The organism is Variovorax sp. NFACC27, from assembly GCF_048301545.1.
Taxonomy (GTDB): domain Bacteria; phylum Pseudomonadota; class Gammaproteobacteria; order Burkholderiales; family Burkholderiaceae_C; genus Variovorax; species Variovorax gossypii.
Genome location: NZ_CP157613.1, coordinates 577973 through 598769, shown reverse-complemented (window position 1 = coordinate 598769; position 20797 = coordinate 577973). Strand labels below are relative to the sequence as shown.

Sequence of the window (20797 nt, the reverse complement as noted above, 5' to 3'; positions counted from 1 at the left end):
CTATCATGTCCGGTTGCCCTCGGACGATCGCCCCCTTGAATTCAAAAACCACTGAATACACCGACGCCGACGCGGAAAGCGCTCGCGACGCGGAACTCGAACGCAATACCTACCTCGGCGCGGTGCTGGCGCAGCAGCGCATCAGCATCCGGGGTGCGCGCACGCACAACCTGAAGAACGTCGACCTCGACATCCCGCGCAACAAGCTGGTGGTCATCACCGGCCTGTCGGGCTCGGGCAAGTCGAGCCTGGCCTTCGACACGCTGTATGCGGAAGGACAGCGGCGCTACGTCGAGAGCCTGTCGGCCTATGCGCGGCAGTTCCTGCAGTTGATGGACAAGCCCGACGTCGACGTGATCGAGGGCCTCTCGCCCGCGATCAGCATCGAGCAGAAGGCCACCAGCCACAACCCGCGCTCCACCGTGGGCACGGTGACCGAGATCCACGACTACCTGCGCCTGCTCTACGCCCGCGCCGGCACGCCCTACTGCCCCGACCACCACCTGCCGCTGCAGGCGCAGACGGTGTCGCAGATGGTCGATGCGGTGCTGGCATTGCCCGACGAGCCGCGCCTGATGATCCTGGCGCCGGTCGCTCGCGAGAAGAAGGGCGAGTTCCTCGAGCTCTTCGCCGAGATGCAGGCAGCCGGCTACGTGCGCTTCCGCGTCGACGGGCAGACCTACGAATACAACGACCTGCCCAAGCTCAAGAAGACCGAGAAGCACGACATCGACGTCGTCATCGACCGCCTGCGCGCGCGCCCCGATATGCAGCAGCGCCTGGCCGAGAGCTTCGAAGCCGCATTGCGCCTGGCCGAGGGACGCGCCATCGCGCTGCAGTTGGGCGCCGAGGGCGCGCCCGACAAGGAGCACCTGTTCAACGCCAAGTTCGCCTGCCCGATCTGCCACTACTCGCTGTCGGAGCTGGAGCCGCGCCTCTTCTCGTTCAACTCGCCCGTGGGCGCCTGCCCCAGCTGCGACGGCCTCGGCCACCGCGAGGTGTTCGACCCGGCGCGCGTGGTGGCCTTTCCATCGCTGTCGATGGCCAGCGGCGCCGTCAAGGGCTGGGACCGCCGCAACGGCTACTACTTCAGCATGATCGAGAGCGTCGCGAAGCACTACAAGTTCGACGTCGACGCGCCCTTCGAATCGCTTCCCGCCTCGGTGCAGCACGTGCTGCTGCACGGCTCGGCCGCCGAGGAGATCAAGTTCAACTACACCATGGAGTCGGGCAACTTCGCGGGCAAGAAGCTCACGAAGAAGCATCCCTTCGAGGGGATCATCCCGAACATGACGCGGCGCTACCGCGAGACCGACTCCGTGATGGTGCGCGAGGACCTCGCGCGCTTCCGCAACCTGCAGCCCTGCCCCGACTGCGGCGGCTCGCGACTGCGGCCCGAGGCGCGCAACGTGTTCCTGGTCGACGAGAGCACCGCCGACAACGGCGCCGAACGCCCACGCATGGCCATCTTCGAACTCAGTCGCCTCACGCTGCGCGATTCGCTCGACTGGTTCCAGAAGCTCAGGCTGCGCGGCGCCAAGGCCGACATCGCCGACAAGGTGGTGCGCGAGATCGGTCTGCGCCTGAAATTCCTGAACGACGTGGGCCTGAACTACCTGAGCCTGGACCGCAGCGCCGAAACGCTCTCTGGCGGCGAGGCGCAGCGCATCCGCCTCGCCTCGCAGATCGGCTCGGGCCTCACCGGCGTGATGTACGTGCTCGACGAGCCCAGCATCGGCCTGCACCAGCGCGACAACGACCGCCTCATCGGCACGCTGAAGCACCTGCGCGACATCGGCAACAGCGTGATCGTGGTCGAGCACGACGAGGACATGATTCACGCCGCCGACCACGTGATCGACATGGGCCCCGGCGCGGGCGTGCACGGCGGCCGCGTGATGGCGCAGGGCACATATACCGAGGTTTCGTCCAACCCCGACTCGCTCACCGGCCAGTACCTGTCAGGCGTGCGCAAGATCGAGGTGCCCAAGCACCGCACCGCCTGGCTGCCGGCGACGAAGCAACCCGCTTTCCATGAAGGCAAGAAGCCCCCGCGCTTTCCGCCCAGCCCCGCCGCCGAGCGCCGCGCCGCGCGCGAGGCCGCGCACCTCGCCACGCAGACCGACCTGCAGGAAATCCGCGTCGTCGGCGCCACCGGCAACAACCTGAAGAACGTGAGCGTGGCCTTCCCGGTCGGCCTGCTGACCTGCGTGACGGGCGTGTCGGGCTCGGGCAAGTCCACGCTGGTGAACGACACGCTCTACACCGCGGTGGCGCGCACGATCTACCGCGCGCACGAGGAACCGGCCGCGCACGAGTCGGTGGAAGGCATCGAGTACTTCGACAAGGTCATCAACGTCGATCAGAGCCCCATCGGCCGCACGCCGCGCAGCAACCCGGCCACCTACACGGGCCTGTTCACGCCCATCCGCGAGCTCATGGCCGAGACCAACACCGCGCGCGAGCGCGGCTACGGCCCGGGCCGCTTCAGCTTCAACGTGGCCGGCGGGCGCTGCGAGGCCTGCCAGGGCGACGGCGTGGTGAAGGTCGAGATGCACTTCCTGCCCGACGTGTACGTGCCCTGCGAGGTCTGCCACGGCCAGCGCTACAACCGCGAGACGCTCGAGGTGCTCTACAAGGGCAAGAACATCGCGCAGATCCTGGAGATGACGGTCGAGGCCGCGCACGACTTCCTCAGGGCCGTGCCGACCATCGAGCGCAAGCTGCGCACGCTGCTCGACGTGGGCCTGAGCTACATCAAGCTGGGCCAGTCGGCCACCACGCTGTCGGGCGGCGAGGCCCAGCGCGTGAAGCTCGCGCTGGAGCTCAGCAAGCGCGACACCGGCCGCACGCTCTACATCCTCGACGAGCCGACCACCGGCCTGCACTTCGCCGACATCGAGCTGCTGCTGAAGGTGCTGCACCAGCTGCGCGACGCGGGCAACACCATCGTCGTGATCGAGCACAACCTCGACGTCATCAAGACCGCCGACTGGCTCATCGACATGGGCCCCGAGGGCGGTGCCGGCGGCGGCACGGTGGTGGGCGAAGGCACGCCGGAAGACATCGCGGCGAACGAGGCGAGCCATACGGGGCGGTACCTGAAGCGGCTGCTGAAGTAGCCGCGCCCTGCACGAATGCGCGAGCCGCGCCACAATCGCGCCCCATGCCTTCCTTCACCCCGCGCCAGTTCGTCATCCTCGTTCTCCTGACCCTCGCGTGGGGCTTCAACTGGCCGGTGATGAAGCTCGGCGTGGCCGACTACCCGCCGCTGGGCTTCCGCGCGATCTCGATCTGGCTCGGCCTGCCGGTGCTGGCCATCGCGCTGGTGTGGCTCAAGGTGCCGTTCCGCGTGCCGCGCAGCGCGTGGCCCGAGCTGGTCTGGCTGGGCGCCACCAACATGTTCGTCTGGCACGCCTGCATCATCCTCGCGGTGAAGGCGCTTTCGGGCGGGCGCGCCGCGATCCTGGGCTACACGATGCCGGTGTTCTCGGCCGTCATCGGTGCGCTGCTGTTCTCCGCCGCGCTCACGCGGCGCGCGTGGCTGGGCGTTGGCGCCTGCGCGGTCGGCGTGGGGCTGCTGCTGTGGCACGAACTCACGAACCTCTCGGGCCGGCCCGGCTACGTGGCGCTGGCACTGGTGGCCGCGGCCACGTGGGCGCTGGGCACGCAGCTGCTGCGCCACACGCGCATCGGCCTGCCGACACTCACGCTCTCGTTCTGGATGACCGCGATGACGGCCGTGGTGATGACGGTGCTCTCGCTGCTCTTCGAGCGCGAGCAGCTCTACTGGCCGGGCCGCGTGGCATGGGGTTCGATCCTCTACAACGCGGTGCTGATCTTCGGCTTCGCCCACGCCGCATGGTTCTACCTCGCGCGCGGCCTGCCGCCGATCGCGTCGACGCTGAGCGTGATGTTCATCCCGGTGCTGGGCGTGTTCAGCGGCGCGGTGTGGCTCGGCGAGGCCGTGCACTGGCAGGACTGGGTGGCGGTGGCGCTGATGATGGTGGCCATCGCCTCGGTGCTCTGGCCCTCGAAGACAGCCACCAAGGGCTGAGCCCGGACCTCAGGTGGTCGTCTGCACGTGCAGGCGGCTGGTCTTGCAGCGGTGCAGCGCGCGGTAGTGCTCCAGCGGCCTGCCGTTGGCGCCGTAGGCGATCGACTCGATGCGCAGCAGCGGCTCGGGCTGAGGCAGGTTGAGCAGGTCGCAGGTCTCGGCGTCGGGCAGCACGGCGTCGATCCAGCGTTCTGCGCGCACCAGGCGCAGGCCGTACTGGCGGCGCAGCACGTCGTAGAGCGAGCGGTCGTCCAGGCGCGTGCGGTGCAGGCCGGGCGCCAGGTCGGCGGGCACCACGGTCTCCACCAGCAGGCGCAGCTCGCCGTCGACGCTGCGCAGGCGCTTGAGCGCGACCACCTGCGTGTCGTCGGTCAGGCCGAGCGACGCGGCCTCCTGCTCGGTGGGCGCCCGCAGCTCCTGCGTGAGGATCTGCGTGCGCACCGAGCGGCCCTTGCGCTCCATCTCGTCGGAGAAGCCGAGCACGGTCGAGACGAAGTCTTCGTCCCGCTCGCGCGCCGACACGAAGGCACCCCGGCCCTTGATCTTGTAGATGAGGTTGTTGCGCACAAGGTCGGCCAGCGCCTCGCGCACCACGATGCGCGAGATGCCGAACTGCTCACCCAGCTCGGCTTCGGACGGCAGCTTGGCGCCGATGGGCAGCACGCCCTGCAGGATCTGCATGCGCAGCGCGTCGCGGAACTGGGCCCACAGCGGGGACTCGGAATCGCGGTCGAGTACGGTCGAAATTTCGGTCTGAGAGTTCACGTCGAGGGCTGGCCCATGGCCTGAGGAGTCATCAATGATGCATCGAAAGATGCCGGCGCATCGGCCGCCACCGGCGAAAGCCGCACGCCGTGGCGCTCGCGCAGCGCGGTGGCGCAGGCCTTCAGCTCGGCGTGCTGCTGCGCTGCGTCCCAGCCCAGCGCCTCGGCGGCGATGCCGGCCATCTCGGCCAGCGCGGCGTCGGTGACGAGCCCGCGAATTGCCAGCAGCGTGCGCCGGATCACGAGGTCGTCCAGGTGCACCACGCCGGTTTCGAGACACAGGTACGAAAGCTCGGCAACCGAGTAGTCGGGCGCATGGCGCAGCGGCATGTCGCCCGAGGCGGCCAGGCGCTGCGCCAGCGGCAGCGCCTTCGATCCGTAGCGCCGCAGCAGCACCTGGGCGCGCGTGCGGCTCATGCCCGAGGCGCCGACCATGCGCTCGACGAAGCGCTCGGCCGCCTGCGCATCGGCCGGCAGCTCGGCACCGCCGCCGATGGGCAGCATGTCCGTCGATGCCGTGCGCGGGCGGCCCAGTTGCTTCAGCACTTCGTTGACCGCCTCTTCCGCGAGCGCCCGGAAGGTCGTCCACTTGCCGCCGACGAGGCCGACGACGGGAATATCGCGCGTGGCGCTCGGCGGATCCAGCACCACCGAGTGGTCGCGCGAGATCTGCCCCGGCTTGTCGGCGTCGGAGCGCGCGAGAGGCCGCACGCCGACGTACGTGTAGACGACATCGCCACGGTCGAAGCGCAGGTTCGGGAACACCTCGGCCAGCACTTCGAGCAGGTAGTCGACCTCCTCCGGCTCGGTCGCGATCTTGTCGGGGTCTTCCACCGGGATGTCGGTGGAGCCCACCAGCACGCGGTCGAGAAAGGGATAGACGATGCACACGCGCCCGTCCACCGCCTCGAAGTAGGCCATGCGGCCTTCGAGCGCATCGCGCAGCGCGGGATGGTCGAGCACGAGGTGCGAGCCCTTGGTGCCCATCACGCGCGGACCGCCGCCGCCGAGCACCGCGGTGCTCCGGTCCAGCCATGCGCCGCTGGCGTTCACCACGGTGTCGGCCGTCACGCGCACCAGCGCGCCGGTGATCTCGTCGCGCAGCGTGATGATGTTGCCCGCGCAGCCCATCACGCGGCAGTAGTTGGTGGCGGCCGAGCGCGGCTGGTCGCGGCAGGCATCGCCGATCAGCTCGAGGATGAGCCACTCGGGGTGGCTGATCCACGCGTCGAAGAAGGTGGCCGTCCAGCGCACCGCGGCGCGGAACAGGCTGCGGTCGCCCGGCGGCACGCGGCTGATGCGGTGGTTGGGCATCACGCGCTGGCGGCGGCCCAGCAGGTCGTACAGGCGCAGGCCCGCGGCCACGGCCAGCAGCCCGCGCGTGCGCTGCGGCGGCGTGCGGCCGAAGAACTTGAGCGCGCTGCTCATCAGGCCGCCGAAGAAGCTCGACAGCGGCACCACCGTCTTCAGCGGCTGCACCAGATGCGGCGCGTTGCGCAGCAGCAGGTTGCGCTCGCGCGTGGCCTCGGCCACCAGCGAGAAGCTGCCGTTCTCCAGGTAGCGCAGGCCGCCGTGGATCATGCGCGAGGGCGCGCTGCTGGCGCCCGCGCTGAAGTCGCCCTTGTCGACGATGAGGCAGTCCACGCGCTGCAGGCACAGGTCGCGGAACACGCCCACGCCATTGATGCCGGCGCCGATGATGACCGTCGAGAAATGGCGGTCCGCCAGGGATGCCGGGCGTACGAAGGGCAGTTGCCAGGCGCTCATTTCGCGCCTCCTGCCAGATGGGAAAACACAGGAGACATGGTGTCGATCAGTTCGTTGAAGCCGGCGATGAAGTCGGCATGGGCGCGCGCCTGGGCTGCGTCGGGTTCGACGGTGTCGCAGGGTGCGAGCAGGGCGCTGCCCTGCTCCGCGCGGTCGATGCCCTGCGACATGGCGGCGTAGATGGCGGCGCCGCGCGCGCCGGTCTCGTCGTCGGCGCAGCGCTCCACCGGATGGCCGAGGAAGCCCGCCAGCAGGCGCACGAGGCGCGTGTCGCTCGCGCCGCCGCCGAGCACGGTGCATGCGGACACCGGCAGCCCGCAGGCCGCGAGCCGCGCGACGTGGCGCGCATGCAGCGCGGCCACCGCATCGACCACGGCACGCGCCATGTCGCCGCGCGTGTGATGACTCTTGAGGCCGACGAAGCCCGCCGTCACGCCACCGCCGCCGTTGACGAAAGGCAGGAAGCGCAGGCCGCCGGCACCCAGCGGCACCGACATCGCCAGGTCGACCACCGCGCGCGAATCGGGCAGCCCGAGCACGCCGGCCAGCCATGCGATGTTGGCCATCGACGAGGGGCTGTTCTCCATGTAGAGGCGCTTGTCCTCGCGGCCGAAATTGACGACGGCGGCCACCGCGGGCTTGGGCTCGATCACCGGCCCGATGACGGCGTTCACGCACCAGGTGCCGAAGACCGACGCCGCGCGCGAGCGCCCTTCGGCGCAGATCGCGGTCATCGAGGCGAGCAGGTCGATGGCGCCCATCGCCACGGGAATGCCGGCGGGCAGGCCGCACAGTGCGGCTTCCGAAGGCCGCAGCCTGCCGACGATCTCGCCGCTGGGCACCAGCGGACCGAAGACGCGCGGGCCGAGATCCGCGATGCCGGACGCATCGAAGGCCGCCTGCGACCAGGTGCCCGTCTCGATCGACACAAGCCCGGCGGTGCTCGCATCGCTGGCGTCGGTCGCGATCTCGCCCGTCAGCAGGAAGCCGAGGTAGTCCTTCGCGAACATCAGCCGGCGCACCGCGCCGCGCTGCACGGCATCGGTGCCCAGCAGCTCGGCCGCGATCACCGTGGACTGGCCGGGCCAGGGCTGGCAGCCCACGTCGGCGAAGAGCGCAGGGCCGTGGCCGAGCGCGAGGGAGCGGGCACGCGCGTCGGCGCGCTGGTCGGTGGAGGCGACGGCGCGTCCGCCCACGAGCTCGTTGCGCGCGTCGAGCGCATAGAGCCCCGCGCCATGGCCGGTGCAGCCGATGGCGCGGACCTCCGCCACGCGGTCTCCGAGTTGATGGGCGACGTCGCGCAGCACGTGGGTGAGCGCTGCGCGGATGGCCGTCGCGCTCACTTCGCATCCCCCTCCGGGCAGCCGGTCGTGCGGCAATGGCATTCGGGACAGGGCGACGGAGCGGCCGCTCCCGGCTTCGAGGGCCAGGGCTTTCAGGCTGCTCGACCCCATGTCGATGCCGATCAGTATGTTTGGCTTCATGTCATAACAGCTTCGGCTGAATAAAAGCACCTTGCCAGTAGCGTTTCCCCTAGTTATCCCTGCAAACGGCCAGCGCGTACATTCTAGCCTGTCATAACAACTGATGTGACAAAGAGGTTCCAAGGGCTGCCCTGAAAAGCGGCAGCCACAAGCTGTGCCACCCAACGTGAGGAGACAAAAAATGAGGCGTAATTTCCTGAAGTCCGCAGCCGCAGCCGGCATCGGCCTGGCCGGCGCAAGCGCGTTCGCGCAGCAGCAGGCGGCTGCCCCCGCCGCGGCAGGCGGCCTGCGCGGCAATTCGAGCGACGTCTACGTGATGAACGTGATGGTGTCGGGGGTCGAGTACTGGTTTCCGGTCTACGAAATGATGAAGCAGCTCGGCCGCACGCTGGGCGTTCGCACCCGCTACACCGGCACGCCGGAGTACGACGTGAACAAGCAGCTCGCGTCCTTCGAGCAGGAGCTGGCGCGCAAGCCCGCGGGCATCCTGCTGCACCCGATGAACCCCGACCCGTTCATCGAGCCGATCAACCGTGCCGCGGCGATGGGCATCCCGGTCGTCACCTTCGCGGCCGACTCGCCGAACTCCAAGCGCACCTCCTTCGTCACCTCCGACAACGACCGCGAAGGCACGCAGGCCGCCGACGCCATCGCGGCCTCGCTGGGCGGCAAGGGCGAATACGCCGTGCTGGAGAACCCGGGCCAGGACAATCACGACCGCCGCATCGCCGCCTTCATCAATCGCATGAAGGCCAAGCACCCCGGCATGAAGCTGGTCGGCCGCGCCGCCAGCAACCAGGATCCGAACAAGGCCTACCAGGCGGTGCTGAGCCTCGCGCAGGCCAACCCGAACCTGGGCGCGCTCTTCATGCCCGAGGCCAACTCCGCCCTCGGCGCGGCGCAGGCCAAGGTCGAGACCAAGAAGAACATCAAGGTGATGTGCTGCGACGTGAACGCGAAGATCCTCGACATGATCAAGTCGGGCGACGTGTTCGGCTCCATCAACCCGAACCAGGGCATGCAGGGCTACATGGGCATGATGATGCTGTTCCTGGCCAAGAACCCGGGCCTCATCGACCCGATGAACGACGCCAAGCGCAACGGCACCAACCCCATGGCCGTGCCCTTCCTGGACAACGGCCTGTCGGTGGTGAGCAAGGCCAACGCCGACGACTTCTACTGGGACAAGTACCTCGCCCGCCGCGGTACCAAGGGCATCGGCGAGTGAATGGGCACGAAGCGATGAGCGCACTGCTCGAATTGCGGGGCATCAGCAAGCGCTTCGGCGCTTCGCGCGCGCTCTCGGGCGTGGACTTCACGCTGCACCGCGGCGAGATCCACGCCCTGTGCGGCGAGAACGGCGCGGGCAAGTCCACGCTGATGAACATCATCGACGGCATCCACCAGCCGGACGAGGGCGAGATCTCGCTCGACGGCCGGAAGGTGGTGATCGACGGCCCGGCGCACGCGATGCGCCTGGGCATTGGCCTGGTGCACCAGGAGATCGCCCTGTGCGGCGACGCCACCGTGGCCGAGAACATCTTCATGCCGGAAATCAACGCCGGCAAGAGCGCGTGGATGAACTACGCGAGCCTCAACGAACGCGCGGCGAAGGTGCTGCAGCGGCTGGGGCAGGACGTGGACCCGTCCGCGCTGGTGAAGGACCTGAGCATCTCCACGCAGCAGCTCATCGAGATCGCGAAGGCGCTCACGCTGGACTGCAAGGTGCTGATCCTCGACGAGCCCACCGCCGCGCTGACCGACAACGAATCGGCCGCGCTCTTCAAGGTGCTGCACGACCTGCAGGCGCAGGGCATCGGCATCATCTACATCAGCCACCGCATGGCCGAGATCTTCGCGCACTGCTCGCGCGTGACCGTGCTGCGCGACGGGCGCGACGTGCACAGCGGCCCGCTGGCCGAGCTCGACGCCGACGGCCTGGTGCGCCGCATGGTCGGGCGCGACCTGGGCAACTACTACCCGCCCAAGCAGGATGAACCCTCGTCGGGCGAACACGTGCTCGAGGTGACGGACATCGCCGACGGCGAGCGCGTGCACGGCGTGTCCTTCAAGCTGAAGCGCGGCGAGATCCTCGGCATCGCGGGCCTGATGGGCGCCGGCCGCAGCGAACTCGCCGAGACCATCTGCGGCCTGCGCACGGCCCGCGGCGGCAGCGTGCGGCTGCGCGGCAGGGAGCTCGCCATCCGCAAGTACAGCGACGCGCTGCGCGAGGGCATCGCCTATCTCAGCGAAGACCGCAAGGCGGCCGGCGTCTATCTCGACCTGCCGATCGCGCAGAACATCGCGTCGATGGCACTGAAGCGCGTGAGCTCGCGCTTCGGCCTGCTGCAGCGCGCGAGCGAACGCAAGCTCGCGATCGAGCTGGGCGCCAAGCTCAAGCTCAAGTCCGACGGTGTCGACATCGACGTCGCGAGCCTGTCGGGCGGCAACCAGCAGAAGGTGGCCATTGCCAAGCTGCTGGCCACAAACCCGTCGGTGCTGCTGATGGACGAGCCCACGCGCGGCGTGGACGTGGGCGCCAAGTCGGAGATTCATCACATCCTGCGCGACCTGGCCAGCCAGGGCGTGGGCGTGATCGTGATCTCCTCGGAGCTGCCCGAGATCATCGGGCTGTGCGACCGCGCGCTGGTGATCCGCGACGGCCGGCTCGCCGGCGAGGTGCAAGACAAGGACATGACGGAAGAGGCGCTGCTGCGGCTGGCCTCCGGACTTTGCGAAGAGGAAGCGACAGCATGAATTACCCAGCACAACTCGATGCAGGGACCGCCCCCGGTCTCCAGCCACGCCAGTCGGGAGGAGGAGGTCCCGTGAAACCCGCCAGCAAACTCGGCAGCATGCGCGAGATGGGCTTGCTGCTCATCATCGCCGCGCTGTGCGTGGGCATGAGCTTCGCCTCGCCCTACTTCCTCACGTGGGACAACGTGCGCGCGATGCTGCTGTCGTTCTCCATCGAGGGGATCGTGGTGGTGGGCATGACCATTTTGCTGATCGTCGGCGGCATCGACCTGTCGGTGGGATCGGTGGTGTGCTTCGCGATGGTGGTCACGGGCAAGCTCTTCCTCATGGGCTTCGACCCGTGGACGGCGGGGCTCATCGCCATCGCCGCCAGCGCCATGATCGGCGCGATGATCGGCGGCTGCGTCACGCGCATCGGGCTCAATCACTTCATTGCCTCGCTGGCTTTCATGGTGATCGTGCGCGGCCTGTGCCTGGCGCTCACGCAGGGCACGCCGCAGTCGCTGTTCTCGCTGCCGGCGGAGTTCAAGTTCATCGGCCAGGGAACGCTGTTCGGCATTCCTGCCGTGATCCTGATCTTCCTGGTGATCGTGGTGGTGAGCGACTTCGTGCTGCGCCGCTCCTCGCTGCTGCGCCGGGTGTTCTACACCGGCAGCAACGAGAAGGCCGCGCTCTATTCGGGCATCCGCGTGGGCCACGTCAAGTTCTGGGTCACGGTACTGTGCGCTGCATCGGCCGGGCTCGCGGGCGTGATCTACACGGCACGCTTCGGCGCGGCCACGCCGACCTTCGGCATGGGCATGGAACTCAACGTGATCGCCGCCGCAGTGATCGGCGGTGCCAGCCTCAAGGGCGGCTCGGGCACGGTGCTCGGCGCGGTGCTGGGCCTGGCGCTGCTGTCGGTGGTGACCAGCTCGCTGATCCTGCTCGACGTGTCGCCCTACTGGCAGGACGTGATCAAGGGCGTGATCCTGCTCGCGGCCGTGACCATCGACCACCTCATGAACACGAGAAAGACCAAGCGATGAGCAACAGCACCAACAACGCATCGGCCATGAAGAAGACCACGCTCGGCCCCTCGGGCATCGAGTGCTCGGCCATCGGCCTGGGCACCTGGGCCATGGGCGGATGGATGTGGGGCGGCGGCGACAACGCGGCCGCCGTGCTTGCCATCCAGGCCTCGCTGGACGCGGGCGTGAACCTGCTCGACACCGCGCCGGCCTACGGCCTCGGGCGCTCCGAGAGCATCGTCGGCACCGCGCTGAAGGGCCGGCGCCACGAGGCCGTGATCGCCACCAAGTGCGGCCTGGTCTGGCACACCCAACAGGGAACGCACTTCTTCGAAGAAGACGGCCACCCGGTGTACCGCTACCTCGGGCGCGAGTCGATCTTCCATGAGGCCGAAGAAAGCCTGAAGCGCCTGCAGACCGACTACATCGACCTCTACATCACGCACTGGCAGGACAGCACCACGCCGGTCGAAGAGACGATGAGCACGCTGCTCGAACTCAAGAAGCAGGGAAAGATCCGCGCCATCGGCGTGAGCAACGTGAGCCCCGAGACGCTGGCCGAATACCTCCGGTACGGCCCGGTCGACGCGGCGCAGGAGCGCTACAGCCTGATCGACCGCGAGATCGAGCAGACGCTGGTGCCGCTGTGCACCGAGCACAACGTGGCGGTGCTGGGCTACTCCTCGCTGGCGCTGGGCCTGCTCGCGGGCCCCATCGACCCCGAGCGCAAGTTCACCGGCGACGACCAGCGCGCCTCCAACCCGCGCTTCAGCGCGCAGAACCGCGCGAAGCTCAAGGCCTTCTTCGAGGAGCTGGAGCCGCTGCGCAAGCAGCTCGAATGCTCCTTCGGCCAACTCATGATCGCCTGGACGCTGGCGCGTGGAAGCATCTCGGTGGCGCTGTGCGGCGCGCGCGTGAGCAAGCAGGCCATCGAGAACGCGGGCGCCGGCTCGGTGCGCCTGCACGACGCCGCCCTGGAGCTGATCGACGCGGCAGCCGGCAGGCACCTGGGCTCGCTGGCCTGAGCCGCCCTCTTCTTTTCTGTCACACCAACACACAAGGACTTCTTTCCGTATGTCGAAGGACAAGACCGCACGCCTGAACAGGCTGCTCAACAACGGGCGCTGCCTGGACATCGCGCTCGACCACGGCGTGTGCAACGAGCCCAGCTTCCTCGACGGCCTCGAGGACATGCCCTCGGTAATGGACCGTCTCGTGGCCGCCCGCCCCGACGCGATCCAGCTCAACTACGGCCAGTCCGACCTGCTGCAGGACCGCCCGGGCCGCGACAAGCCCGCGCTGGTGATGCGCATCGACATGGGCAACCCCTACAACGCCACGCGCCACCGCGTGATGTGGGCCGTGCTGCAGAACGAGCACGACCCGGTGCTGCCGGCGGTGCAGCGCGACGCCGCCTGCGTGGTGGTCAACCTCTTCATGCTGCCCGACGAGCCCGACCTGTTCCGCCAATGCGTGCAGAACATCGCCCGCGTGCGCGCCGACTGCGACCGCTACGGCATGCCGCTGATGATCGAGCCGCTGGTGATGCAGGCGCCGTCGGCCGGCAGCCGCTACTCGGTGGACGGCGATGCCGAGAAGATCGTCACGCTGGTGCGCCTGGCGCGCGACATGGGCGCCGACATCATCAAGGCGGACCCCACCACCGACCCCAAGGACTTCCACCGCGTGGTGCAGGCCGCGCGCTGCCCCGTGCTCGTGCGCGGCGGCGGCCGCGAAGACCTGCAACAGGTGTTCGCGCGCTCGCGCGTGCTGATGGACGAAGGCGCCGTCGGCATGGTGTACGGGCGCAACGTCTACCAGCACGGCAATCCGTCGGCGGTGGTGGACGCGCTGATGGCCATGATCCACCGCGGCGCCAGCGCCAAGGAGGCATGGGACATCTACGAATCGGGTGGCGCGAAATGACATGACGAAGACGCGCCCTCTTTAGGAGGAAGAAAGAAGGAAGAAAGCTCACGGCGGGCGACGGATGCGTCGCCCGCCGGGGTGCGTCCTGCGCGCGCGTTTTCTGCCACGCGCCCAGGCAGGCAAGGAAGAGACGAGAGAGACAAAGAGAAAAGACAAACACGGAGTTAGTTGGCCGAGAAGAAAACGGTTCCCCTGCGGACTTCAAACAACCTGGAGGCGACGATGAAAATCCGGTATTACTTGATGGCGTTCCTGCTGCCGTTCGTCACGCTGCTGACGCACGCGGCAATCACAGGGGTCAGTCCGATGACGACCCTGAACAACATGGCGACGGCGGTGGCCGAAGCCGTGGCCGATCCTCTCCCCCTGCAGGGACCGGGCCTCGGCAATCTCACCTACACATCGGCCGAGCTGTTCAAGCCGGTCTCGATGATCACCAGTGCCGCGCATCCGCTGGACCCGGCGCACAGCAATGCCTACGAGTCGCGCGAGGTGCCCGCCACCTACCCGGGCCGCAAGGACTACGGCATGAACGCCGGCATCATGGTCAACGGCTACTTCCTGACCTCCTTCGCGCCGGACAGCGGCCTCGGCCCGGGCGGCTTCCTGCTGTACGACATCTCGAACCCGCGCCAGATCAAGCTCGTGAAGAAGATCTACGAGCCCGAGGGCCGCACGCAGGAGTTCCGCGAGACCCACTCCTTCGGCACCGCGAAGATCGGCGGCAAGACGTACGTGGTGCTGCCCAGCATCAACGGCGTCGAGTTCTGGGACTTCACCGACGTCAACGACATCAAGCAGGTGAAGAAGCTCGCGCTGCCCGGCGTCAACGGCGGCGACTACGAGAACGTGGCCTGGCAACTCTGGTGGCAGGCGCCCTACCTGTACGTGGCCTCGGCGGGCCGCGGCATCTTCATCGTCGATGCCACCGACCCCGCCAACGCCGTGGTGGCGAACCGCGGCGCCGGCAAGCCCAACCCGGTGCCCACCGGTGAGCTCGGCGGCTTCCGCATCGGCCCGATCTTCACCATGGGCAACCACATGGTGCTGACCTCGATGGACAACACCGCGGGCTTCTCCAGCCTCGACATCTCCGACCCGCTGAACCCCAAGGTGCTGGACACCGTGGGCTCCAACCCCAACTACTACGCCACCTGCTTCGACGGCAAGACGCTGCACGCCTCGGCGCGCGGCGGCGGCGCGAAGATGTACAGCTACGACCTGAGCGACCGCTCCAACTTCGTGGCCGAGGACAACCGCCTCGTCATCGACGAGCAGCTCTACTGCGCCACGCAGGACAACTACGTCATCCAGGGTGCGCAGACCTACATCCACAAGGTCGACGTGAGCAATCCGCTGAACCACGTCGAGGTGGGCCGCGGCAGCATCCTGCGCGAGGACGATCCGAACTTCTCGCACTCCGACAACGGCCAGGTCGCGGCCTTCGGCAACCTGATCTTCGTGGGCAACGACCACGGCTCGGGCAGCGGCTTCGTCGTGCACCAGGTCGACCCCGACACCACCAAGCCGGAGGTGAGGCAGGTCTCTCCCGCCGGCAACTCGAAGCAGCAGGCGCTGACCTCGCGCATCGGCCTGGGCATGAGCGACAGCATCCTGCCCGAGAGCGTGAACTCCAACACCTTCATCGTGCGCCCTGTGGGCGGCAACACGCTGGCGGGCACCTACAGCGTGCAGCTGGGCATCATCAACTTCCACCCCGCGCAGCCGCTGCAGCCGGGCACCAGCTACGAGGTGTTCCTGCCGGCCAACGGCGTGAAGGACTATGCGGGCAACGCGATTGGCGCGGACTACAAGTCGGTGTTCCACACCGGCAACGCCGCCGAGATCGGCCTGATGCACTACTGGACACTGGCGGGCAACCTCTCCGACCAGATCGGCGCCAACAACGGCACGCCCGCCACCGGCGACGCCTTCGAGAGCATCGGCCTGAACTTCGCGAACCGCACGGCCGGCGTGCCGCTGAAGAGCGACACCGTGGCCACCGTGCTCGGCGGCAGCGCCTCGCTGAGCTTCTACATGAAGACCACGCAAGCCGGCGGCCCGAACTCCTGGACCGCGCCCGGCATCTTCGGGCGCGACCAGTCCGGCGGCGCCGACGACGTGTTCTGGGGCTGGCTCGACAACAGCGGGCGCATCAAGCTCTCGGTCGGCAACGACGGCGGCACAACCTCCACCGCGGCGGTGAACGACGGCACCTGGCACCACGTCGTGATGACGCGCGACGCCGCCTCCGGCGCGCAGGCCGTGTACGTCGACGGCGCGAAGACCACCTCCACCGGCCCCACCGGCAACAAGGGCCTGTCGAACAAGTTCGCGGTGCTGGGCCAGATCCAGGGCAATGCTGCGCTCTTCAAGGGCACGCTGGCGGAAGTGCGCGTCTACGGCCGCGTGCTGAGCGATACCGACGTGAACACGCTGCGCGGCCAGGCCATCATCGGCGACCCCGGCATCGGCGGCGGGCCCAAGCTGGTGAACGGCCAGCTGGTGTTCAACCCGGCCACGCTGGGCAGCAGCGGCGCGCAGTACCGCTGGAACTTCGGCGACGGCACGCAGACGGCCTACTCGAACCAGGCGAACTACAGCTACACCTACACGCGCCCCGGCCACTTCACGGTGACGCTGACGGTGAAGGACGCCAGCGGCCGCGAGACCTTCTACACCTACAACGTCACGGTGATCATGCCGGTGACGGCGAAGGCGCCCACGCACACCACCAACATCGCGGGCGACGCGAACTCGGTGTACTCGGTCAACCCCGACAGCGGCACGGTCGCCGCCATCGACTCGCAGAGCCTCGTCAAGCGCTGGGAAGTGCGCGTGGGCGACGAGCCGAAGACGCTGGCCGTCGGCCCCGACGGACGCATCTGGGTCACGGTGCAGGGCGAGGACAAGCTGGTGGTGCTCAACGCCGCCGACGGCAGCCTCTCGGCCACCGTGCCGCTGGCCTACGGCAGCGGCCCCTACGGCGTGGCCTTCACGCCCGACGGCACCAAGGGCCTGCTGACGATGGAAAGCAAGTCGGTGCTGATGAGCTTCAACCCGAGCAACGGCACCACCACCGGCGCGGTCGCGCTGGAGGGCGCGCTGCGCGGCATCGCGGTCGAGTCGGGCTCGCAGGTGGCCTACGTCACGCGCTTCAAGTCGAAGATGACTGGCGGCCAGCTGCACAAGGTGAACCTGCAGAGCATGAGCGCCATCAGCACCGTCGCGCTGCCGGTGGACACCACCACGGTGGACACCGAGAGCCGCGCGCGCGGCGTGGCCAACTACCTGAGCCAGGTGGTGATCTCGCCGGACGGCGCACGTGCCGTGCTGCCCTCGAAGAAGGACAACATCGTGCGCGGCAAGTACCGGGACGGCAACAACCTGGTGCACGACCAGACGGTGCGCTCCATCCTGTCGCAGGTCAACCTGCAGACGGCAGCGGAAGAGTTCGGCGAGCAGATCGACTTCGACGACCGGGCACCGGCACGCGCGGCGCTCTTCTCTCCCTCGGGCGACTACCTGTTCGTCGCGCAGATGGAAGGCAACCGCGTCGCCATCGTCGATCCGTACAGCCGCGCGGTGCGCGGCGAGATCAACGCCAGCAGCGCGCCGCACGGCCTGTACCTCGACGCGACGCGCAAGCGGCTGTTCGTCAACAACTTCCTGGCGCGCTCTGTGACGGTGCACGACGTGGCGACGGTGCTGTCGTCGGAGACCAATGTGCCGACCTTCCTGCAGACCGTGTCGACGGTGGCTGCGGAGCCCATGTCGCCGGCGGCGCTGCGCGGCAAGCAGGTGTTCTACAACGCGTCGGATCGCCGCATGAGCAAGGACAACTACATCTCCTGCGCGAGCTGCCATGCGGATGGCGGCGACGACGGCATGGTGTGGGACTTCACCCAGCGCGGCGAGGGCCTGCGCCGCACCATCAGCCTGCAGGGCCGGCGCGGCCTGGGCCACGGCAAGCTGCACTGGACGGCCAACTTCGACGAGGTGCAGGACTTCGAGAACGACATCCGCAACGAGTTCGGCGGCACCGGCTTCCTGACGAACGCGGACTTCGCGGCCACCTCCGACCCGCTGGGCGCGCCCAAGGCCGGCAAGAGCGCGCAGCTCGACGACCTCGCGGCCTACCTGACCTCGCTGACCAAGTACATGCGCAGCCCCGCGCGTGCGGCGGACGGCAGCCTCAGCGTGGACGCCGCGCGCGGCCAGACCGTGTTCAACACGGCACAGTGCGCGACCTGCCACACCGGCGCCACCTTCCGCGACGGCGTGCGGCATGACGTGGGCACGATCCAGGCCTCCTCGGGCAAGGGCATGAACCAGCCGCTGGCGGGCGTGGGCTTCGACACGCCGACGCTGCTGGGCACCTGGAACACCACCGCGTTCTTCCACAACGGCCAGGCGGCCACGCTGCAGGACGTTCTCACGAGCGGCCACGGCAACGCCTCCAGCCTGCCGTCCAACGACGTGGTCGCCCTGCGCGAATACGTGCGCTCGCTCGACAACGACCCGACGCCGGTGGTCACGCGCATCCGCTCGAACCACAGCAACCTGTGCGTGAACGTGAAGGGCGCGGCGACCACGAGCGGCACGACGGTGGTGCAGTGGCCGTGCGGCAACGCGGGCAACGAGCGCTTCATCGTGACCCAGCTCGGTGGCGGCTTCGTGCAGTTCAAGGCCGAACACAGCGGCCTGTGCCTGGCGCAAAGCGGCACCGCGACGACCAATGCGGCCGTGGTCCAGCTGGCCTGCTCGGCCGGCGACACGACGCAGTGGAGCCTGGTCGGCGCGGCCCTGCGCAACCGCGCCTCGGGTTCGTGCCTGGACGTGCCGAACAATGCGACGACGCAGGACACGGCGCTGATCACGTGGACCTGCAACGGCGGCAACAACCAGAATTGGACACAGCTTCAGTAGCAGGCAAACCCCCAGGCTGCGCGCACTTCGTGTCGCTTCGCCTACCCCCTTGCAGGGGGCAACACCTGCGGCCCGGCGAAGCCGGTTCCGCGGTGTTCCGCGAAGGAGCCGCCCGTTTTCACGGGCGGCTTTTTTTCTTTGTCTCGTCTGCATTGGCTGCATCCGCTCCATGACCTCTCACGTCATGGACCGTGCGCAGCCGCTCTGGGAAAGTACGTCCATCGAGGAAGCAACCAGTGCCTCGATTCACCAACCAACCAGGAGAAAACACCATGACCGGCTTCAACATCCTTCCCCTCGCAGTGGCCCTGCTGATCGGCGTCGCCGCCCTCGGCTCGTGCCTCGGCATCGGACTGGTCGGCCAGAAGTTCCTGGAGAGCACCGCGCGCCAGCCCGAGCTGGTCGATACGTTGCAGACCAAGTTCTTCCTGGTGGCGGGCGTGACCGACGGAGCGTTCATCATCGCCACCGGCATCGGCCTCTGGTTCGCCACCGCAAATCCTTTTGGCTAACCCCCAGGCTTCGCGCATTTCGTGTCGCTTCGCCCCCCTTGCAGGGGGCAACACCAGCGGCCCGGCAAAGCCGGTTCCGCGGTGTTCCTTAAGCAGGCCCGCGCATCAGGGAGCAAGACGACGTATTGGCACCATTCGTGCTAGCACTGTTGACACCAAATTGTTTACAGCTAAAGTATTTAGCTATCAACGGTTTGATGTCGCCGGTGCCGCATGGGGCGGTGCCGGTGCGTTGTTTCTGCATCCTTTCCTGCCGGAGAACCCATGAGCCGCCTGCCCCCGAAGTCGCCCGCGCTGCCGCGCACCCTGCTTTCGCTGCTGCTGTGCGGCTCAGTCCTCGGTGCTGCGGTGTCCGCCACGGCCGCCCCCGTCAAGGTGGGCCTGGCCCTCGACATCTCCGGGCCGTTCGCGGCATTGGGCGCCGAGGCGCGCGACGGTTTCGCGCTCGGCATCAAGCAGCTGGGCGGCAAGCTCGGCGGGCAGGACGTCGAATTCGTGCAGGCCGACATGGCCGGCAGCCCCGACCAGGCCAAGCAGCTGGTCGACCGCATGATCCAGCGCGACAAGATCGACCTCTTCAGCGGCCCCATCGGCTCCAACGTGGCGCTGGCCGTGGGCCCGACGCTCTTCAACGCCAAGGTGCCCTACCTCTCGGCCAACGCCGGCCCGAGCCAGTTCGCCGGCGCGCAGTGCAATGCCTACTTCTTCGGCACCGCCTACCAGAACGACCAGTTCCACGAGGCCGCCGGCAAGTTCGCGCAGGACCGCGCCTTCAAGAAGATCGTGCTGATCGCTCCCAACTACCCGGCCGGCAAGGACGCGCTGGGCGGCTTCAAGCGCCAGTTCAAGGGCCAGGTGGCCGACGAGCTCTACACCAAGCTCGGCCAGATCGACTACGCCGCCGAACTCGCGCAGCTTCGCGCGGCCAAGCCCGACTCGATCTACTTCTTCCTGCCCGGCGCGATGGGCATCAACTTCATCAAGCAGTTCGTGGGCGCGGGCCTGTCGAAGGACATCACGCTCGTGACCAGCGGCTTCTCGGCCGACGAGGACGTGATCGGCGCAGTGGGCGAGCCGATGCTCGGCCTCTTCAACACCTCGCACTGGGCGCACGACCTCGACAACGCCGCCAACAAGGCCTTCGTGGCCGCGTTCCGCAAGGAATACAACGGCCGCTACCCGTCGGTGTATGCGGCACAGGCCTATGACGCGATCCTCGCGATGGACGCCGCCGTGAAGCAGGCCGGCGGCAACGCGCAGAACCGCGAAGCCGTGGTGGCCGCATTGAAAAAGGCCAACTACGCCTCGACGCGCGGCAACTTCAAGTACGCGAACAACCACTATCCCGTCGAGAACTTCTACCTGCGCGTGATCGGCAAGGACGCGCAGGGCAAGGTCACGAACAAGCTGATCAACACCGTGCTCACGAACTACGGCGACTCCTACGCCGACAAGTGCCCATTGAAATAGGCTCGCCCCCAGGCTGCGCGGCACTTCGTGTCCGCTTCGCCAACCCCCTACCGGGGGCGACACCTGAGGCCCGGCGAAGCCGGTTCCTCGGTGTTTCTTGAACAAACCGTGGGCAACC

13 protein-coding genes are annotated in these 20797 nt (G+C 68.0%); 10 read left to right on the top strand and 3 right to left on the bottom strand.

The annotated features are described in order from the left end of the window. The first annotated feature begins 5 nt into the window (after positions 1-5). Entirely contained in the window at positions 6-3122 is a 3117-nt protein-coding gene (gene uvrA, locus ABL840_RS02795; RefSeq protein WP_093301443.1) for an excinuclease ABC subunit UvrA, read from the top strand. 44 nt (positions 3123-3166) lie between these two features. Continuing rightward, on the top strand, positions 3167-4057 hold the full coding sequence (locus ABL840_RS02790; protein ID WP_093301441.1) for a DMT family transporter: 891 nt from the start codon (positions 3167-3169) through the stop codon (positions 4055-4057). A gap of 9 nt (positions 4058-4066) precedes the next feature. On the opposite strand, the gene ABL840_RS02785 is transcribed toward ABL840_RS02790, so the two are convergent. The 3 genes from ABL840_RS02785 to ABL840_RS02775 are packed head-to-tail and all read right to left on the bottom strand — an operon-like array spanning position 4067 to position 8072. Continuing rightward, on the bottom strand, positions 4067-4822 hold the full coding sequence (locus tag ABL840_RS02785) for a GntR family transcriptional regulator (protein WP_093209064.1): 756 nt from the start codon (positions 4820-4822) through the stop codon (positions 4067-4069). Next, positions 4819-6588: a glycerol-3-phosphate dehydrogenase/oxidase gene (locus tag ABL840_RS02780; protein ID WP_093301439.1), complete on the bottom strand. Its 1770-nt coding sequence runs from the start codon at positions 6586-6588 to the stop codon at positions 4819-4821. Before ABL840_RS02780 ends, ABL840_RS02785 begins: the two co-directional genes overlap by 4 nt. Next, complete coding sequence (locus ABL840_RS02775; RefSeq protein WP_093301437.1) at positions 6585-8072, bottom strand: FGGY family carbohydrate kinase; 1488 nt, start codon at positions 8070-8072, stop codon at positions 6585-6587. The genes ABL840_RS02780 and ABL840_RS02775 overlap by 4 nt, the downstream gene beginning before the upstream one ends. A gap of 181 nt (positions 8073-8253) precedes the next feature. Between ABL840_RS02775 and ABL840_RS02770 the strand changes: the two genes are divergently transcribed. The 8 genes from ABL840_RS02770 (at position 8254) to ABL840_RS02735 (ending at position 20679) form a co-directional block, all read left to right on the top strand. Beyond that, entirely contained in the window at positions 8254-9300 is a 1047-nt protein-coding gene (locus tag ABL840_RS02770; RefSeq protein ID WP_093301435.1) for a substrate-binding domain-containing protein, read from the top strand. Between the two features lie 14 nt (positions 9301-9314). Further along, positions 9315-10829 (top strand): sugar ABC transporter ATP-binding protein, encoded by a 1515-nt coding sequence (locus tag ABL840_RS02765; RefSeq protein WP_093301433.1) that lies wholly within the window; start codon positions 9315-9317, stop codon positions 10827-10829. After that, complete coding sequence (locus tag ABL840_RS02760; RefSeq protein ID WP_093301432.1) at positions 10826-11857, top strand: ABC transporter permease; 1032 nt, start codon at positions 10826-10828, stop codon at positions 11855-11857. The genes ABL840_RS02765 and ABL840_RS02760 overlap by 4 nt, the downstream gene beginning before the upstream one ends. After that, positions 11854-12864, top strand: a complete 1011-nt coding sequence (locus ABL840_RS02755) for an aldo/keto reductase (RefSeq protein ID WP_418116179.1) — start codon at positions 11854-11856, stop codon at positions 12862-12864. Before ABL840_RS02760 ends, ABL840_RS02755 begins: the two co-directional genes overlap by 4 nt. A gap of 49 nt (positions 12865-12913) precedes the next feature. Next, on the top strand, positions 12914-13765 hold the full coding sequence (locus ABL840_RS02750; RefSeq protein ID WP_093209079.1) for a class I fructose-bisphosphate aldolase: 852 nt from the start codon (positions 12914-12916) through the stop codon (positions 13763-13765). Positions 13766-13990: 225 nt separating this feature from the next. Continuing rightward, on the top strand, positions 13991-18697 hold the full coding sequence (locus tag ABL840_RS02745) for an RICIN domain-containing protein (RefSeq protein ID WP_093301430.1): 4707 nt from the start codon (positions 13991-13993) through the stop codon (positions 18695-18697). 272 nt (positions 18698-18969) lie between these two features. After that, a complete protein-coding gene (gene atpE, locus ABL840_RS02740) occupies positions 18970-19209 on the top strand; it encodes a F0F1 ATP synthase subunit C (protein ID WP_012745530.1) in 240 nt (79 codons plus the stop codon). 264 nt (positions 19210-19473) lie between these two features. Next, complete coding sequence (locus tag ABL840_RS02735) at positions 19474-20679, top strand: ABC transporter substrate-binding protein (RefSeq protein WP_093209084.1); 1206 nt, start codon at positions 19474-19476, stop codon at positions 20677-20679. The last annotated feature ends 118 nt before the right edge of the window (positions 20680-20797 follow it).

Bases quoted from the DNA above. Each gene is read 5' to 3' on its own strand.
- atpE (WP_012745530.1), top strand. From the start codon at position 18,970: ATGACCGGCTTCAACATCCTTCCCCTCGCAGTGGCCCTGCTGATCGGC.
- ABL840_RS02755 (WP_418116179.1), top strand. From the start codon at position 11,854: ATGAGCAACAGCACCAACAACGCATCGGCCATGAAGAAGACCACGCTC.
- uvrA (WP_093301443.1), top strand. From the start codon at position 6: ATGTCCGGTTGCCCTCGGACGATCGCCCCCTTGAATTCAAAAACCACT.
- ABL840_RS02745 (WP_093301430.1), top strand. From the start codon at position 13,991: ATGAAAATCCGGTATTACTTGATGGCGTTCCTGCTGCCGTTCGTCACG.
- ABL840_RS02790 (WP_093301441.1), top strand. From the start codon at position 3,167: ATGCCTTCCTTCACCCCGCGCCAGTTCGTCATCCTCGTTCTCCTGACC.
- ABL840_RS02735 (WP_093209084.1), top strand. From the start codon at position 19,474: ATGAGCCGCCTGCCCCCGAAGTCGCCCGCGCTGCCGCGCACCCTGCTT.
- ABL840_RS02760 (WP_093301432.1), top strand. From the start codon at position 10,826: ATGAATTACCCAGCACAACTCGATGCAGGGACCGCCCCCGGTCTCCAG.
- ABL840_RS02765 (WP_093301433.1), top strand. From the start codon at position 9,315: ATGAGCGCACTGCTCGAATTGCGGGGCATCAGCAAGCGCTTCGGCGCT.
- ABL840_RS02775 (WP_093301437.1), bottom strand. From the start codon at position 8,072: ATGAAGCCAAACATACTGATCGGCATCGACATGGGGTCGAGCAGCCTG.
- ABL840_RS02750 (WP_093209079.1), top strand. From the start codon at position 12,914: ATGTCGAAGGACAAGACCGCACGCCTGAACAGGCTGCTCAACAACGGG.
- ABL840_RS02770 (WP_093301435.1), top strand. From the start codon at position 8,254: ATGAGGCGTAATTTCCTGAAGTCCGCAGCCGCAGCCGGCATCGGCCTG.
- ABL840_RS02780 (WP_093301439.1), bottom strand. From the start codon at position 6,588: ATGAGCGCCTGGCAACTGCCCTTCGTACGCCCGGCATCCCTGGCGGAC.